At 73.6% G+C, this 15,881-nt stretch carries 15 protein-coding genes and 1 pseudogene; 9 read left to right on the top strand and 7 right to left on the bottom strand.

The window, feature by feature from the left end; translation table 11 throughout:
* Positions 1-21 precede the first annotated feature (21 nt).
* Together AB0P35_RS32360 and AB0P35_RS32355 are read right to left on the bottom strand one after the other, a co-directional pair.
* Positions 22-1,611 (bottom strand): alpha/beta fold hydrolase, encoded by a 1,590-nt coding sequence (locus AB0P35_RS32360; RefSeq protein ID WP_363518033.1) that lies wholly within the window; start codon positions 1,609-1,611, stop codon positions 22-24.
* Between the two features lie 12 nt (positions 1,612-1,623).
* Positions 1,624-2,865 (bottom strand): alpha/beta fold hydrolase, encoded by a 1,242-nt coding sequence (locus AB0P35_RS32355; protein ID WP_363518031.1) that lies wholly within the window; start codon positions 2,863-2,865, stop codon positions 1,624-1,626.
* Positions 2,866-3,563: 698 nt separating this feature from the next.
* Between AB0P35_RS32355 and cpt the strand changes: the two genes are divergently transcribed.
* The 6 genes from cpt (at position 3,564) to AB0P35_RS32325 (ending at position 8,260) form a co-directional block, all read left to right on the top strand.
* Positions 3,564-4,094, top strand: a complete 531-nt coding sequence (cpt, locus tag AB0P35_RS32350) for a chloramphenicol phosphotransferase CPT (RefSeq protein ID WP_363518029.1) — start codon at positions 3,564-3,566, stop codon at positions 4,092-4,094.
* Positions 4,095-4,155: 61 nt separating this feature from the next.
* Positions 4,156-4,566 (top strand): hypothetical protein, encoded by a 411-nt coding sequence (locus AB0P35_RS32345; protein WP_363518027.1) that lies wholly within the window; start codon positions 4,156-4,158, stop codon positions 4,564-4,566.
* Positions 4,567-4,767: 201 nt separating this feature from the next.
* Complete coding sequence (locus AB0P35_RS32340) at positions 4,768-4,923, top strand: hypothetical protein (RefSeq protein ID WP_363518025.1); 156 nt, start codon at positions 4,768-4,770, stop codon at positions 4,921-4,923.
* Positions 4,924-5,038: 115 nt separating this feature from the next.
* The gene (locus AB0P35_RS32335; protein WP_363518023.1) at positions 5,039-6,226 is read left to right on the top strand and encodes a hypothetical protein; all 1,188 of its coding nucleotides are present in this window, start codon (positions 5,039-5,041) and stop codon (positions 6,224-6,226) included.
* 16 nt (positions 6,227-6,242) lie between these two features.
* A complete protein-coding gene (locus AB0P35_RS32330) occupies positions 6,243-7,157 on the top strand; it encodes a hypothetical protein (protein ID WP_363518021.1) in 915 nt (304 codons plus the stop codon).
* Positions 7,154-8,260, top strand: a complete 1,107-nt coding sequence (locus AB0P35_RS32325) for a cytochrome P450 (RefSeq protein ID WP_363518019.1) — start codon at positions 7,154-7,156, stop codon at positions 8,258-8,260. Before AB0P35_RS32330 ends, AB0P35_RS32325 begins: the two co-directional genes overlap by 4 nt.
* A 19-nt stretch (positions 8,261-8,279) precedes the next feature.
* On the opposite strand, the pseudogene AB0P35_RS32320 reads toward AB0P35_RS32325, so the two are convergent.
* From AB0P35_RS32320 to AB0P35_RS32305, 4 genes and pseudogenes are all read right to left on the bottom strand, one after another.
* Positions 8,280-8,760: pseudogene (locus AB0P35_RS32320) on the bottom strand (SDR family oxidoreductase).
* Between the two features lie 103 nt (positions 8,761-8,863).
* A complete protein-coding gene (locus AB0P35_RS32315) occupies positions 8,864-9,235 on the bottom strand; it encodes a fic family toxin-antitoxin system, toxin component (protein WP_363518017.1) in 372 nt (123 codons plus the stop codon).
* Positions 9,232-9,441: a hypothetical protein gene (locus AB0P35_RS32310; RefSeq protein WP_095877894.1), complete on the bottom strand. Its 210-nt coding sequence runs from the start codon at positions 9,439-9,441 to the stop codon at positions 9,232-9,234. The genes AB0P35_RS32315 and AB0P35_RS32310 overlap by 4 nt, the downstream gene beginning before the upstream one ends.
* Positions 9,442-9,491: 50 nt before the next feature.
* Positions 9,492-9,680 carry a hypothetical protein gene (locus AB0P35_RS32305; protein ID WP_363518015.1) on the bottom strand — a complete coding sequence of 63 codons (189 nt, stop codon included), beginning with the start codon at positions 9,678-9,680 and terminating at the stop codon, positions 9,492-9,494.
* A gap of 202 nt (positions 9,681-9,882) precedes the next feature.
* Between AB0P35_RS32305 and AB0P35_RS32300 the strand changes: the two genes are divergently transcribed.
* Complete coding sequence (locus AB0P35_RS32300; RefSeq protein WP_363518013.1) at positions 9,883-13,905, top strand: hypothetical protein; 4,023 nt, start codon at positions 9,883-9,885, stop codon at positions 13,903-13,905.
* Between the two features lie 56 nt (positions 13,906-13,961).
* Here the strand turns inward: AB0P35_RS32300 and AB0P35_RS32295 are convergent, their stop codons facing one another.
* A complete protein-coding gene (locus AB0P35_RS32295; protein ID WP_363518011.1) occupies positions 13,962-14,597 on the bottom strand; it encodes an HAD family acid phosphatase in 636 nt (211 codons plus the stop codon).
* 218 nt (positions 14,598-14,815) lie between these two features.
* Here AB0P35_RS32295 and AB0P35_RS32290 point away from each other — a divergent pair, with 218 nt between their 5' ends.
* Both AB0P35_RS32290 and AB0P35_RS32285 read left to right on the top strand, forming a co-directional pair.
* On the top strand, positions 14,816-15,220 hold the full coding sequence (locus AB0P35_RS32290; protein ID WP_363518009.1) for a hypothetical protein: 405 nt from the start codon (positions 14,816-14,818) through the stop codon (positions 15,218-15,220).
* Positions 15,221-15,429: 209 nt separating this feature from the next.
* The coding region (locus AB0P35_RS32285; protein WP_363518007.1) for a multicopper oxidase domain-containing protein at positions 15,430-15,881 on the top strand (452 nt) is incomplete at its 3' end.

Raw genomic sequence — 15,881 nt, 5'->3', positions numbered from 1 at the left:
AAGAGTCGGCCGGGATGCGTCCTACGGCGCGATGTCGAACTCGGGAGGCTGGAGACCTGCGAGGCATCCCGTGTTCGGCGCGGTCGGAGTGTCGAAGAACGAGCGGGTGATCGTCTGCGCACACGACGAGTCGGCGAAGACCACATGGGCGACGTAGGGGACGGTGACTTCGGTGGACCGGCTCAGCGTGCGGGCGGCGTACGGCCCGCTGCTCGGTGCGGTCTGGGAGTCGAACCCGCCCGACAGGACGAGGGTCGGGATGTCGCTGCGCGTCACGTCCCGGACCGAACGCGGGGCTGCGGGGACGTCCCAGGCGCGGCAGTCCGCGTGGAGCCAGGCGAGTCCCGGTGCGTTGGCCAGCACCGACTCGGGGAACGACGGGAACGCGCGCCGCCCGGCCCGGATCACGTCGGCCTCGCTCTCGAACGGTGTCCACTCGCTGCAGAAGACACCGTAGGCGAGCCCGTGCGAAAGCCTGCCGATGGCCTGCGGGCTGAGCTTGCCGCCCGCCAGCTGCTCGGCGATCCGCTGCGGGTTGCCGTGGGCCAGCTCGTCGATGGAGCGGGGCACTCCGGTGGCCAGGTGGCTGGCGAAGGTCAGCCAGTTCACCAGGGTGCCGCCGTCCAGTACGACCTTCACCGGCTCCGGGTGGTCCGGCACGGTGACGGTGGTGGTGACCGGTCGGGCCTCAAGTGCACGGACGAGGCGTTCGAAGGTGGCCTTCAGGTGCGGGTAGCGGTCGTTGCAGGCGGGCTGCTGCGCGCAGGCGTCGAAGATGCCGTCGAAGCCCTCGCGCGCGGCCTTCCAGGTCACGGCTCCGCTGGCGAGGGACGGCGGCAGGACGCCGTCGATGCCGACCGAACGGATGCCCTCCGGGTGCAGGCGCATGTAGAGGAGGGCCAGGTCGGTGCCGTAGGAGATGCCGAACACGTTCCACCGCCGGATGCCCAGTGCGACGCGCAGGTCTGCGTAGTCGGCGGCGCTCTCGGTGCTGTTGTAGGCGCTCAGGTCGGCCCCGAGGTCCACCAGCCGGTCGCGGCAGGCCCGTGTCGCCGTGACGTGCAGGCGCCCGGTGGACGGCGCGCCGTAGACGAGGCCGAGGGCGCGCGCGTTGAACTCGTCGACGTTCGGGCAGGTGAGTGCCGGGTCGGCCGAGTAGGTGCCGCGCTGGGACATGAAGATCACGTCCCGGTCGCGGTTCAGTCCGCCGCTGAGCGCCAGCTGGATCTCGGAGTTCGCGTCGTCGCCGGGACCGCCGGCGAGCCACACGATCGGGTCGGGCGCCCGTCTGTGTGTGGCGGGCACGATCGCGACCGCGAGGGTGATCTTCCGGCCCGTGTGCCGGGCACGGTTCTCGGGCACGGTGAGCGTTCCGCAGCGGGCCGTCTCCAGGGCCGGCGTCGGGTCCGCCGTCCTCGGGCAGGGGCCCGGGGTGAACCGGGCGTGGCCCGCCGTCCGGACGACCGTGCCGAGCGGTTCCTCGGCGCCGGCCTCGGCCCGGGCGGGCAGCGCGGCGAGGCCGACGAGCAGGACACCGGCAGTGGCTCCGGAGAGCGTGGTCCGGAGCCGCCGCACGAGACGCCGGTGGTGGGGTGGGCGGGTGGACGTCATGTTGTCTCCGGGTCAGGGGGTGATGGTGAACGGTTTCGGCGCGAGTCCTGCCACGCAACCGGTGTCGGGCGCGGTCGGACGTGCGAGGAAGGAGGCCAGGACGCTCTGCGCGCAGGGCGACTGGGGGACCACGAAGTGGCCGATTCCGGGAATCCGCACGGCGGTCGAGCGGGGCAGCGTCCGGCCCGTGTACGCTCCCCAGCTCGCCCCGGTCTTCGCGTCGAAGGTTCCGGAGACGATGAGCGTCGGTACGTTGCTGGCGGTGGCCACCCGCTGGACGGCGGTGCGGTCCGGGACGTTCCAGACGCGGCACACGTCGTGCTCGAAGGGGAGCTGCGGGGCATGGGCCAGGACCGTGTCCGGCCACCCGGGGAAGGCCCGGCGCCCCGCCTTCAGCAGGTCGGACTCCGAAAAGCCCGGCACCCACTCGGCGCAGGCCACCGACTGCGTCAGGCCGTGGGCGAACTCGCCGATGACGGGCGTCGCGCCGCTGGCACGGGCCTGCGCGAAGCGCTCCGGATTCCCGTGGGCGAGTTCGTCGAGCGCCGCGGGGACGTCGACGGCGGGCATGGCGCCACCGTCGGCGACCAGCAGGTTCACGAGCGCGCCCCCGTCGAGGACGACCTTCACCGGGTCTCCTCCCCCCGGTGGCTGCACCGTCAGCGTGAGGGGGTGCGCCTCAAGGCGGCGGACCTGCTCGGTCAGCGTGCGCGGGAGGTCCGGGTAGCGGCTCCTGCAGCCGGGCTGGGCCTCGCACGCCGCGAAGATCGCGCCGATCCCCTCCCGGGCGCTGTCCCAGGTCCAGGGCAGGCTCACGATCTGCGGAGGTGCGACCGAGTCGATCGCCACCGAGCGGATCCCCTGGGGGTGTCGGCGCAGATAGGTGAGGGCCAGGTCGGTGCCGTAGGAGTACCCGTAGGCGTTCCACCGCTTGATGCCCAGCGCCTTGCGCAGGTCGGCGAAGTCCGCGGCGTTCTCGGTGGTGTTGTAGGCGCTCAGCTCGATGCCGTCGGCCGTCAGACGGTCCTTGCACTCCTTCGCGGCGCGCACCAGGAGCCGTCCGGTCGACGGCGCGTCGTAGCGCAGCCCCACGGAGTCCGCGTTGAACCGGTCGATCTCCGGGCAGGCGAGGTTCGGCTGCGAGTAGAGCCCTCCGCGCTGGGTCATGACGATCAGATCGCGTTCCCGGTTCACGCCGGAGGCGACCAGGAAGGGGATGGCCCCGAGCGCGTCGCCGCCGGGACCCCCCTCCATGAACACCACCGGGTCCGCGGCCGGCGTCGCGGACGTGGCCGGAATGATCGCGACGGCCAACCGGATGGTCCCCCCGCCGTGGTGGGAGCGGTTCTCGGGCACCTCCAGGACGCCGCAGTGCCCGGGCACCGGCTCGGGCGTCTCCGGGCAGGGACCGGGAACGAACCGCGCCTCACCTCCTGACAGGGACTCACGGACGGGTGGTGACACGGCGCTGCTCGGTGTCGGGCCGATCACACCCAGGACGGTGAGACCGGCTGCGACGAGCGCCACCCCGGTGGGCGTGCCCCGGCAGCGTCGTCGTGCGGACCGGTGCTGCGCCCGCATTCGCACGAACCTGCCGATTCCGCGAACGGACGGCAGGACGCCCGGGCTGATGCCCTGTTCGGCCATGTGATCCCGTCTCTCTGACGTCCCCGGCCGCCCCGGCCGGCCCGACGCCGCGTGGTTCGGCCCGCCGCGGCATGGTTCGGGCAGGCACTACGTAGGCCAGCCTGCGGCCGTGGGGAGACGTCGACCACTGGTGGGCTCCAATCGGAGCAGGTCGCGTTGCCCCGGGTCGTCCCGTGGTGTTTGCCGGGCCGGGCCAGAGGTGTGTCGGAGTGTCAGGTGGGGGTGAGTGAGTTCCGGCGTTCGTTCGGTGCGGAGGAGCCGGTGACGGAGTTTCGTGGCCCCGGTGCCTCTACTGTGGCGCTGTGATGACTCAGGTGATCGTTCTCAACGGTGGCTCCAGCTCGGGGAAGTCCGGGATCGTGCGGTGCCTGCAGGCCGTCCTGCCGGACCCGTGGCTGGCCCTCGGAACGGACACGCTGGTCGAGGCGATGCCGGCGTCCATGCAGGGGTCGGACGGCGGGATCGAGTTCGCTCCGGACGGAGAGGTGATCGTCGGGCCGGAGTTCCGAACGATGGAAGCGGCATGGATCGAGGGGATCGCCGCAATGGCCCGTGCGGGCGCCCGGGTCATCGTTGACGAGGTCTTCCTCGGCGGAGCGGACTCACAGCAGGGCTGGCAGAAGGCCTTGGGCGACCTGCAGGTGCTCTGGGTCGGCGTCAGGTGTGACGGACCGGTTGCCGCAGGCCGTGAGGTCGCACGGGGCGATCGGACCATCGGGATGGCCGCGTCCCAGGCAGAGGTGGTCCACCAGGGTGTGGCCTATGACCTGGAGGTGGACACCACGCAGGCCGAGGCGATGGAGTGCGCACGGACCATCGCCACGCATGTGAAGTGATCGACGGCCTGGCCGCCGGATTTCGGTGGACCTCGGTCCGTGCGGCCGGAAGTGTTCGGGCATGAGCGATCCGAAGGCGCCGCCGCTCCCGCCCGGCCGTGCGGAAGTGGCAGGGCAGTGGCGGGCGTTGATCGCCGGTGAGGTGACCCGCGAGGCCGTGCACGCGTGGGCGGCCCCCTGGGTGGAGGGCGAGGGGGCGTTCGTCGACCTCGCCCCGCTGGTCGTCACGGCCCTGCAGTACCTGCACGGTTTCGACCTCTGCCGGGATCCGGACCGGCCCGGCCTGCTGTGGCACGGCAGGGCGGGCGAGGGCGAGTGGGTGCACTCGGCCGACGACATCGCCGACGGGTTCGCCCGCTGGCGGGAGAAGTGCGACCGCTGCGATGCCGATCCGCAGGGCTGGTCGCCGGCGCTGCGCGCGCAGGTGGACGCTCTCGTCCGGGCCGGGGATGCCGCGGCCGGCCCGGGCTGATACGGCCGCGCACCACCCCTCCCACGCGACTCCCGCGCGGCGGCCCGTCCAATTGTGCACGCCTTCATCTCCGGCCCCGAGAATTCCGGAATTTCATTCCCGTCACATCGGAATGATGTTCACGGGCGGTCTGGTGCGCCGGTTTTCTCCGTGTTAGGTTTCCTTGTCCGTACGACACCGTAATATTTCGGGAGGAAACTCATGCCCATCAGTCCGGCACGGCCGGAGGAAATGCTGGAGGTCGAGCAGCCGGCGGAGATCGTGTTCGCCACGCTTCCCGAGCTGGGAATGGACCGGATGACGGCCGAGGGCGTCGAATTCGTGCTCTGCGCCTCGGCACTCACCGCCCAGGTCTGAGGCCTGACCGTCCCCCGCGCGGGGCGTACCGCCCGCACCGCCGGGCACCGCCCCGCGTCGGGCCCGACCGCCGGAGCGACCGACCGTCGGAGTGACCGAGCAGAGGAGCGTGCCCGTGCCCGACCGCCTTCCCATCCACCTGGAGGACGTCCTCAGCACCAGGCCCCTGGGCCTGGCGGACCTGACGATCGGTGCGCTGCTCGCCGCCAACCGCCTGCCGGAGACCATGTTCCAGCCGTACCTGGTACGTGGCGGCGAGGCCACACCGGTGCCGCTGTCGACCCAGCTGGCCGACCTGCCGACCGATGCGGACGAGCTGGTGGTCCGGGCCATCCGCAACACGCTCTTCCCCACGATCCTGCCGACCGATCCTCCCGAGCGCGGCGGGCAACAGGAGGGTGTCGGATTCCGCGCGATGCGCACCCGGCCGGACGGGACGGCCCGAGAGGTGGTCACCACGGTCGGAGCCGCCGAGGCCCGCACCATGGTCATCGACCAGGTGCGGGAGTTCGACCGCAGCTATGCCGTCGCGGAATCCGGATGCGTTTTCGGAATATCCGGCGGCGGCGACAGCAATGCCCTCGCCTACGGCCTCGCGAACACGGTGCCGCGGGAAAAGCTGTTGGCCTTCACGCTGGTCTTCGGCGCGGTGTTCTCGCCGGCGGCCGCCGTCCGGGCCGGAGTGCTGTGCCAGGACCTCGGGATCGAGCACCGCGTTCTCCAGCCGTCCGACATTTCCGCGCTGCTGGGCATCACGACGAGTCTCGACGAGCTGTACGCGGACTTCCGGGAGGCGTTCACCAACGAGGCCCTGCATTTCTTCGGCACCTTCCTGATCCTCCGGACGGCACGGACCCTGGCACGCGAACGGGGCGCCACGGACCTGGCGTTCGGCTACAACCGAGAGGACCTGCTCGCCGAGGCCCTGTTCATGGTGATGAACGGCAACCGGCCGCTGCGCTACCCCGTCCGCCCGCTGGGCGCACACCGGGTGATCATGCCGGTGTGGAAGACACCCAAGCTCCTGCTCGACGCCTGCCACCCGCACTTCAGCCTCGAGAACTACCGCGAGCGCGACCCGTACACCACACGCCAGCGGAGCCTCGCCTTCTTCCTCGCCCATGCCACGGACTCCGCCTACCCCTCGCTCGGACTCAGCCTCCTGACCGGGCTGGCCGGAACCCTCGACGGCGCCTGGGGCGAGCTGACCCACGACGAGGAGCTCGACGTGTTCATCACCCGCCAGGCGAGCCCGGAGAGCATCGACCGGGTACGCCGTCTCCTCGCCCGGCACTTCGGCTGAGGGCGGGGCGCCACCGATGCCGCTCGCACCCCTGACCGTCCCCGCCGTGCCGGTGCCACCCGCATGGGCGGCCCTGCTCGCCGACTGGCCCGCGGACACGCCCGGGACCCTCCTCAAGGGGCTGCGCGCCGCCCGGGACACCGGCCTGCTCGCCGACCTGGACGCCGCCGCGAAGAGCGCGGACTTCCGCACGTCCCTCGCCGACACGCTCGCCGGCCCGTCCCGCTGCGCCGCCGTCACGCTCCCCGGCCCGGGTCTCACGCTCGCCGTGGTGTCGGTCCTCGGCGACCTCCTCGGCCGCCACGACCACCCGGCGAGCGCGACGCTCGGCGGCCCGGTCTCCGAGGTCCCGACCGGGGGCGTCGACCGCTACGAGCAGACCTGGCACACCGACAGCACGCCCTGGGCCCGGCCCAATCGGTGGACGATCCTCGGGCTGCTGCGCGAGGACCCCGAGCTGCAGGAGCCGGCGACGAGTGTCCTGCCCTGGGCCTTCGTCGACGAGGACGGGGCGGACGGCGGCGCCCTGCCTTCCGTCATGCGGCGCGAGGAGGTCTCCTGGCGGACGCGCTACCCCGGGCTCGCCCCGCTGCACGCGCCCGTCCGGGGCGAGGTCCCGCGCTGGTTCCGGCCGGCCCTCGACGCCTTCCTCGCGGGCGGCACCCCGGGCGCCGCGGCCGGCCGGGAGCTTGAACGGCGGCTCGCCGCCGTGCCGCAGTGGTACGAGGCCGTGGTCGCCCCGGCCCGGGTGCTGGTCTTCGACAACCACGCGGCGCTGCACCGGGGCCCGGCCATTCCCCGGCCCAGCACGCGGACCCTGCTGCGGTTCAAGGTCGGCGGTCTCCCCGAGACGCCGTTGCCGCACCGCCCCGGGGACGACCACCGGCTGGGACGTCCGGGCCGGGCCGGACGAGAGGCGGACGCGGCGTGACGCCGAGCAGCTTCCCGGACCTGTCGCTGGCCCACCGCCCGGAGCTGTTCGAGGCGATCAGGGCGTACGGCACCGGCCCGGTGGAACCGATGGTCCGCTGCGACTTCGGCGGCCGCCCCGGCTGGCTGGTCGGCGACCTGTCGCCGGCCCGCCTCTTCCTCACGTCCTCGGTCGGCCGGAAGTCGCGCCCCGAGCACTCCCAGCGGCTGCTGGGCGGGGTCGGAGCGATGCACGGCGAGCGGGTGCGCGGTGTGAAGCGGCGGCTGGTGCGGGCGATGACCGCGGCAGCGGGGGATCGGGACGCGGTGATCGGCCACCTGCGGGCCGCGCTGCCGCACGGGGGCTTCCCGGCCCCCGCGGCCCGGGTGACCGAGGCGGTGGCCTCGGCGATGCTCGCCCAGGTCACCGGGCAGGCCCCCGGCTCGGTGGACGGCGCTCTCCTCCGCTCGCTCGTCCACCGCACCTGGTCCGTCCTGGAACGTCCGGCCCCGGCCGGACGCTCAGGCCCGACCGGCGCCAGCGGCCCCGGCGTTCCCGGCGACGGCCTGCTGCGGTACGTGACGGGACTCGTGTCGGGGTCGGACTCCGCCTTCCTGCGCACTCTCGCGGCCGACGGATGGACGGTCGATCGGATCGCCGAGGAGCTACGGGCGATGGTCCTGGCCGGCTGGGGGAGCACCACCGCGGCGACGCTCAGCGCCATCTCGCTCGGGGTACGGCCCGGCGCGCCGCCCTCGGCGGTCGACGAGGTGCTCCGGCTGTACCCGCCGAGCTTCATGATCGCGCGCACCGTCGTCGAGACGCGCGGAGTCCTGCCGTTCGACCTCGGGGACCTCGTGGTCGTGAGCCCGTGGCTGATCCACCGCCACGGGCGTGGCTGGCAGCAGCCCGAGTCGTTCCGGCCCGACCGGTGGCGGCACACCTCCCGGCCGTACTGGTTCATGCCGTTCGGCCTGGGCGCGCGCCGCTGCCCGGCCGCGGGATTCGCCCGGGCACAGGTCTCGGCCGCGCTCCGCCTCCACGGCGGCGGAACGGGCCGGCTGTCCAGCGCCCCGGCGATGGTGGAGTCCCGCAGCCCTTCGCTGCTGCCCGACTGGGCGTGACCGCCCCCGGAGCCCCGGATCAGCCGGTACGGCGGCTGAACCCGCCGTCGCTCACCAGGAGTTGACCGTTGACCCACTGGCCGCGGGGCGAGCACAGGAAGTCCACCAGATGCGCGGTGTCCTGAGGGGAGCCGAGGCGGCCGAGCGGGGTTCCGGCGAGCACCTCGTCCCGCACCTCGTCGGACATCCAGCCGACGTTTCGCTCGACCTCGTCTAAGACGCGTGCCGGTGCGCCGGGATCGGCGAGATCGGCCTCGACCGCCCAGCCGGCCGCGCCGTGCTCCGCGAGCGCGGCGGTGATCGCGTCCGTCGCCCCGGGCTCGGCGCCCCAGGCCCATGCGCCGGTCGTACGGGGTCCAGTGGGTGAGTCCGACGTCCCAGCCGGAGGCGGCGAGTTGTCGGGTGACGGCCGCGCCGATGCCGACGGTGCGGCCGACGCCGGTCACCAACGCGACGGAGCGGGGGAGGGGCGAGGCGTGCCGCACAGCGGTGCTCGCCATGGAGCGAGATCGTTCGGGACGGCCGTCCGCGAAGCAAGCGATTACTTCGACGCACCGTCAAGTCGACTGCCGGAAGGTCGACGTGCGGGCGGCCGTGCCGGGATCAGGCCGTCCAGGTCCGGAGGGCGGTGGCGAGGTCGGCCGCAGTGGAGTCGGGGCGCCGGAGTTCACCGGCGACGGCGCTCACGCGATCCTGGTCCAGCTTCACCGCGACCCCGCTCGCGAGCAGGTAGCCGTGCGCGACGGCCACGGCCACCCGGAGGTTGGAGCGCTCCAGCCACGGCAGCCGGCCCAGCGTGTGGGCGAGCGCCGCGGCCCGCGCGAACGGCCCGTCGTAGACGTCGTGCCCCGCGACCACCGCGCGGTGCCGTTCGACGGCGGCGATCGCCACCCCGTAGTCCACCGGTGCCGGATCACCCACCCCGGCCCGCTCGGCCACCTCGAGGATCCAGGCGAGGTCGACGTGCAGGATCACGCCGCCTCGATCCCGTCCAGGAGGTCCCCGTACTCGTCCAGCACGTGCTGCGCACCGGCCAGGAAGACGTGCCGCAGCTTCTCGTTGTCGTCGCGGATCAACTGGGCCACGTAGTCGTTGACCGGCATGCGCCGTGTCTCGGCGGCGTGTTTGGCCATCTCGGCGACGGTCTCGTCCATGCGGAGGTTCACCTGGGTCTTCGCCATACGAGTGAAGGTAGCAGGTGATAGCAGGCAGGGGGAGGGGGCGCCGTCGGTCAGTTCCTGCGGAACAGCCGGACGAGGACGCGGAGCACCTCCGGCAGGTCGACGGGACGGCAGCGCAGCAGCGCGACGGTCGCGGCCATCGCCGCCGCGCCGAGGGCGGCGAGCCCGGTGAGCAGCTCGTGGTCGAGCCGGCGGGCGACGAGTTCGATCAGGGCGAGCAGGACGGTCTGCGGATCCATGGGTTCTTCCCCGCCTTCGGAGGGTCTGTCAGGTGGACATCCCCGAGCCTCCGGGCGGCGGACGGACCGACCGATCTCCCGCGCACACTGCACATCGCACGGCTCGCCCGGGCCTCTGAGCAGGCATTCTGACGACCCGTCGGAAGTGCCGTGCAAAACCGGTGCACAATCGGAGGCCGGACCGGAGGGGCAGAGGGGGGCGATGGCGACCGGACGGGTGGCGCGCAGGCGGTTCGACGAGCGGACGGCGCTCACGGACGCGATCAGACTCATGGTGCGCGCCGCCGGCGGCGTCCAGCAGGCAGGCGCACTGCTGCAGGTGTCGGCCGCGACCGTCTCCCGGCACCAGACCGGCGACCTCGCGATCCCGTACGAACGCGCCATGGAGCTGGCCGCCCGGATCGGCCTGCACCGGGACGACTCCGCGCTCCTGCGGCGCCTGCTCACCGAACGCGACACCGCGCCCGCCGCCGAACCCGCGGAGGTCGCCGCCCTCGACCGCTACAGCCGGCTCGCCGTCGCCGCCGCCGGCCACCAGGGCGGCTCGGCCCCCGGCGAGGCGGTGCTCGACCTCAACGCCCTCGCCGTCCCCCGCGACCTGGAGTGGTCACTGCTGGCGCTGCTGCGCCGGGGCGGCTCCGGCTGCGTCACCGGCGCACCGGGCGCCGGCAAGACCACCCTGCTGTGGCGGCTGCACGGGCAGCTCGCCGCCGACTCCGACGGGCCCCGGCCCTACTTCCTGCGGGCCGGAGACCTCTGGCAGCACGGCGGCGAGAGCGCGCCACTGCCCCTCGCGGTACTCCGCGCGGCCTGCCGGCACCTCGCGCGGCGGGCGGTGTTCCTGCTCGACACCACCGATCTGCTGGTCGCCGAGGAGACCGGGCTCGCCCTGCTCGCCGACGTCCTCGCGCTCGCCGCCGAGCACGGCCTGCCCGTGCTGCTCACCTGCCGCGAACGCGAGGCCCGCATCCTGCGGCCCGCCGTCGAGGACTTCGACCTCGTCTGGAAGCAGCTCGGTCCGTACAGTCCGCGCGAGCAGGAGGCGGCCGTCCGCTCGCACGCCCGCTGGTTCTACGGCGGGCAGCCCGAGGTTTCCGTCGACGAGATCTGCCGGACGGTCACCGGCGCGGCCGTGAAGGGCCTGCCGATGCGGGAGGTGTGCCAGGCCCCGCTGACCCTGCGGATGCTCTTCGAGGTGTTCGCCCCCAGGCCGCCCGACGTGCGGGAGATCGACGCGACGGCGCTCTACGACCTCTACTGGCAGCACCGCGTCCGGCAGGACCGGCGCGCCGGCACCTCGGCCGAGGGCCCCGGCACGGCCGATCTGTCGGAGGCCGGCGAGAGCCTCGCCGAACTCATGCTGGAAGACGGTCGGCTGGAGATCCCGGAGACCAGGATCGGCACCGGTCCGCCAACGGGCACCGGCTCCGCGGACGACGCGGCCCGGACACGGGCCGACCTGCTCGGGCTGGTCGCCCGCGGTGTGCTGGACCGCCAGGAGTCCGGCACGGACAGCCAGTACGCCTACACCCACCAGACCCTGTTCGAGTTCGCCGCCGGCCGCCGGCTCTGCCGCCTCACCGCCGGCGGGACGGGCGACCCGATCCGGCTGCTGCTCGACTGGCTGCGCGAGCACCCGCACGACCAGTTCCGCCTCGCCGTCGCGGAGCAGGCCCTCGTCCAGGCGGGCCGCGGCGGCGGCCGGGCCGCCGAGGAGTGCACCGCGGTGCTGACCGAACTCGCCGCCGAGACCGCGCAGGGCCGCGGCGAGGACCACGAACTGCACGGGCTGCGAGCCCTGCTGCTGCGGGTGTACGCGAGGCTGCCCGCGCCCGGGCCCGCACTCCGGGCGGTGCTCACCCCCCTGGTGGCCGCCCTCCCCACCGAGCTCGCCCGGGTCTACCTGGAGGCCCTGCCCGCCACCTGCCACCGGGACGGCGAGCGGCTCGCCGCCGAACTCGTCGCACTGTGGCGCGGCGGGGAACGCACACTGCGCTGGCCGCTGGTCGAGGTGCTCACCAGGCTCGCCGAGAGCTTCACCGACAGCGTCGTCGCCGTCGTGGACGGCAGCTGCCCCGCCGCACCCGGCCGCTGCCGCGGAACGCGCTGCGAGGGCACGGTCTGCCTGTGGGCCTGGCTGCTGACCCGCCAGGAGGCCGAGACCACCCGCGTCCTGCAGCTGCTGGAGGCACTCGCCGACAAGCGCCCCGACTGGGTGTGGCCGCGACTGCGGACCTTCCTCGCCGACCCCACCCGCAAACTCCTGCCCCTCGCCCGCGCGCTGCGCCTCGCCGCCAGGCGGCACGACTGGCCGGAACGCCCGTACCGGCTGGCCCGCCCGATCGTCCGGCACCGCTGGCCGGGCGCCGCACCCACCGGCCAGGACGGCATGGAACTCCAGTCCGCGCTCGGCCGGCTGACCGCGAGCGGCTGGCTCGCCCGGCCCGCGGCCCGGATGCCGGACGCGGCCGCCGTCCTCGCCGACGCCGCCCGCGACCCGCAGTCGCTGGTCTCCCACGCCAAGGTCCGCGCGGTCGGCGAACTCGCCCTCGGCGCCACCACCGAGGAGGCCACCCGGCACCTGGCGGCCGTCCTCGCCCAGGCCCGCCCGGCCACCTGGCTGCTCTTCACCGACGGCTACCTGCGGCCGCTCCTCACCGCGGACCGCCCCACCGCCGACACCGTCGGCGGCGACACACCCTCCACCCGGACGGCCCGACCGGAACCCGCCGCCACCGCCGTCGTCCGCGACTGGCTGGTCGGCCGGCTCAGAGCGCTGGACCGCCCGCGGCCCACCGACGACGCCCACGGACTGGCCGTGCACACCTGGAGCCGCCACCTGGACACCGCGACCGCCGCCCGGCTCGCCGCCGAAGCCTGGCCCGCCGCCGCGGCCGGCGCCGAACGGCGTCGCGAGGGCCGCCCCCGGTCCGCCGCCGCACTGCGCCGGATCTGGCTGGACGACGCCGGCGCCGCCACCCTCCTGGTCGCCGCCGCCACCAGCGGACACCGCCACGCGCTGGACGCCCTGCGGCTGTGGCGCGAGGACCGCGCCCGGGAGGCCGCGCCCGGACCGTACCGGGAGACCAGGGTGGACCGGATCGTCACCCACTCCCTACAGCGCCTGCTGCCCGACCACCCCGAACTGCTCGACCTGCTCTTCGCCGACGGCATGATCGACCCCCACCTCGACCCGGGCTGGCTCTGCCCGGCGCTCCGCCTCTCCGGCGCCGACGACCGGCAGACCGGCGGCGGCCCGCGCGTCAGCCGGAACGGAACTCAGGACGGCGCTCCGGAGGGCGTCGACCCCCGGCTGACGGCCGCGCTGCGCCGCCACGCCGCCGCCCTCGAACGGCTCTGCGACCTGACCTGGACCGGCGCCTACGGCGACCAGATGGCCCGTCAGCCGCTCCAGCTACGGGCCGGGCTGGCCGCCCGGGGCGTCCTCGACCCGCCGGAGGCCGAACGGCTCCGGGAGACGCTCGCCAAGGGCGGACACCCCTTCCGGCTGAAGGCGCTGCTCATGCTCGTGCGGACGGTCGTCGAGCACACGCCGAGCGGCGAACTCGCCACCGACCAGTGGCGGCGGTTCGAGGACGACCTGCGGGACTTCGCCGGCGGTGTGACCGCGCCACGGCACACCGGCGACAGCCGGCGATGGGTCGAGGAGGCGCAAGGCGTCGCCCGGGCCTGCCTGACCGGCCTGCTCTGCCTGCACCACCCGCTGGACACCCCGCGGCGGGCGACGGCCGCCCGCCGGGCCGCCCTGGTGCGGCTCGCCGAAGCGGGCGAGGTCGCCGACGTGATCGTCGTCGGACGCCTGCTGGAACGGCTCGCCCTCAGCTCGCCGGGCGAGGCGGTGCTGCTCTTCGGCGCGGTCGCCGACCGGCTGAGCGGACTGCCGACCGGCTCCGTGGCCGGCCTCACCAAACGCTGGTACCGGCCGGTCTCCCTCCTCGCCGGCCGGGCCGACCGGGCCCAGTGGGAGTCCCTGGTGGAGGCCTCGTGGCGGGGCCCCGAGCAGCTCCAGCGGCTGCTGATCCGGGCCAGCATCCGCAAGCGCGACGACGACCCGGCGGCCCACCTGCTGGCGACCGCCGAACTCAGCGGCGCACCCGGCATGACCCGGGAGACCGTCCGGATCGGCACCCGCCTGCACGCCCAGGGCAGCCGCCGCCGCTGGACGGCCCTGTCCGACGCCCGGTCGGCCGGCCGACCCGGCTAGAGCGCGCCCTCGACGTGGTGCCGCACACCCGGCGCCGGCCGGCCTCCCGTACCCGATCAGGAGAGGGCGCCGCCGTAGTCGGGCAGCTTGAAGGTCCGCTCGGCGTGACCGCCCACCAGATCGGTGGTGTTGTTGCCGATGTTGGCGATGATCGTGTAGCCGTTGCGCTCGATCTCCTGGCGCTTCGCGGTCTTGAACGCCCCCGTCTCCTGGAAGAGGTCCCAGAACGACCGGCCGTACAGCCCGTCGACCGGGTAGCCGACCTTGGTCAGGTTGTACCGGGTGAAGGCGTCCACGAAGTCCGGGCGGGCGGTGACGAAGAAGACCTTCACCCCGCGGTCGTGCGCCGCCTGCACCACCTTCAGCACCGCCGCGACCGCCGGCGTCGGGTACGACGGCGTGTAGTCGGTCTCCAGGGAGGTGTTGTCGATGTCGAGGACGACCGCCGGCCGGTACCCGACCGGTGCCTGCGGCACTCTCGCCTGCACATAGGCACCCGCCGCGTCGGCCACGACCTGGACGTCCTTCAGCCAGGTCTCGTACGGCACGCTCGGGCGGCCGAGGCTCTGCGCGGCGGCCGGCGCGCTCGGCGCCTGCTCCGCGGCGGCGGCCGGCTGCGCCGCACCGACGGCCAGCACCGCCCCCGTGGCCGCCACCACCGCGAGATACCGGATCCCGGACCTACCTGCCATGCTCATGCTCCTTCGCTCGAACGTGGGAGCAGGATGGCCCATCAGGGTTACCGGTGGGTAGACATCGGACGAAGATCGTTGCGGAATCCGACCCCCGGGTGCCCCCCTCTCCTCACTGCGCGTCAGTTCTCCGCCGGGCCCGGTTCATTGAGCGTAGTTACCCGCAGGTAAGGTGGTTGGTGATCGATCCAGCTGTCTGCAGGAAGAGGATTCTCCTCATGCGTAACCACACTCGGGCCGGCGTCGTGCTCGCCACCACTCTCCTCGCGGCCGCGGGCATGGCGGCGCCGGCCTCGGCCGACGAGTCGGCGGTCGGCGCCCGCGCCGCGGGCCCGTCCTGCACCTCGCTGTCCAACGGCTCGTTCTGCGTGGCCATCACCGACGGCGGCCACACCGTCCGGCTCGTCTACGGCAAGACCGGCGGTTCCGCGGTCACCGTGAAGTTCGGCTACCGCAAGGGCAACACCACGCACCTCAGCAACGCCTACACGGTGAAGAAGGGCGACACCAAGGTCTACGAGTTCAAGAACCAGCAGCTGGGCTGCAGCACCATCTACGGCGTCCTGGCCGCCGAGGGCCAGGGCGACTTCGAGACGCCGGGCGTGCACAACACCGGCTGCTGAACCGGTCGTTCCCGCCGCCCGGCACCGCCCGGCGCCGTTCCGGGCGCCGGGCGGACCGCCGGGAGACCTCGCTGAAGAACGTCGATTCCGGTCGAGTGACTTCGGACGAATCGGCCCAACGAGTGGTGTTTCCCGGACCGGCCCGGCGTGCTGCGCCGGCTCCCTTCGCCGCCCCGGGTATCCCTTGGACGTTTCAACTCTTCAGCACCATGACGTTCAACGCGGTGCCGTTCATGGAGCCGTCCCAGGACTTCATCAAGGCGGGCTCCACCGAGATCTGGGAGTACATCAATCCCAATCACGACGCCCACCCGATGCACGTCCACCTCGTCAACTTCCAGGTGCTGAACAGGCAGCCGATCGACGCGGCCGGCTACCAGGCGCAGTACGAGCGGTGGATCGACGGCGGCCGCAAACCTGCGGACCTGCCGGTGCTGGAGCACTACATCACCGTTCCGCCGATTCCGCCGGACCCGGACGAGGCGCTGTTGACCACTCACGTCACCCGCACCGACCGGAGCCTCGCCGTGTCACCGGTCCCGCCGCTGCCGACCGGGAAACGGAGGTGGCGGGGGGGGGCGCCCGGGCCCCCCCCGGGGCCCGGGCCCGCGGCCGCCTCGGCGCGTGCGGCGGCCTCGACGGAGGGGCCGACCGGCACGTC

This window comes from Kitasatospora sp. NPDC085879, from assembly GCF_040686255.1.
In the GTDB taxonomy this organism is placed as follows: Bacteria; Actinomycetota; Actinomycetes; order Streptomycetales; family Streptomycetaceae; genus Kitasatospora.
Note: the sequence above shows the minus strand (reverse complement) of the source record. Positions and strands in the feature narration are given on the sequence as shown.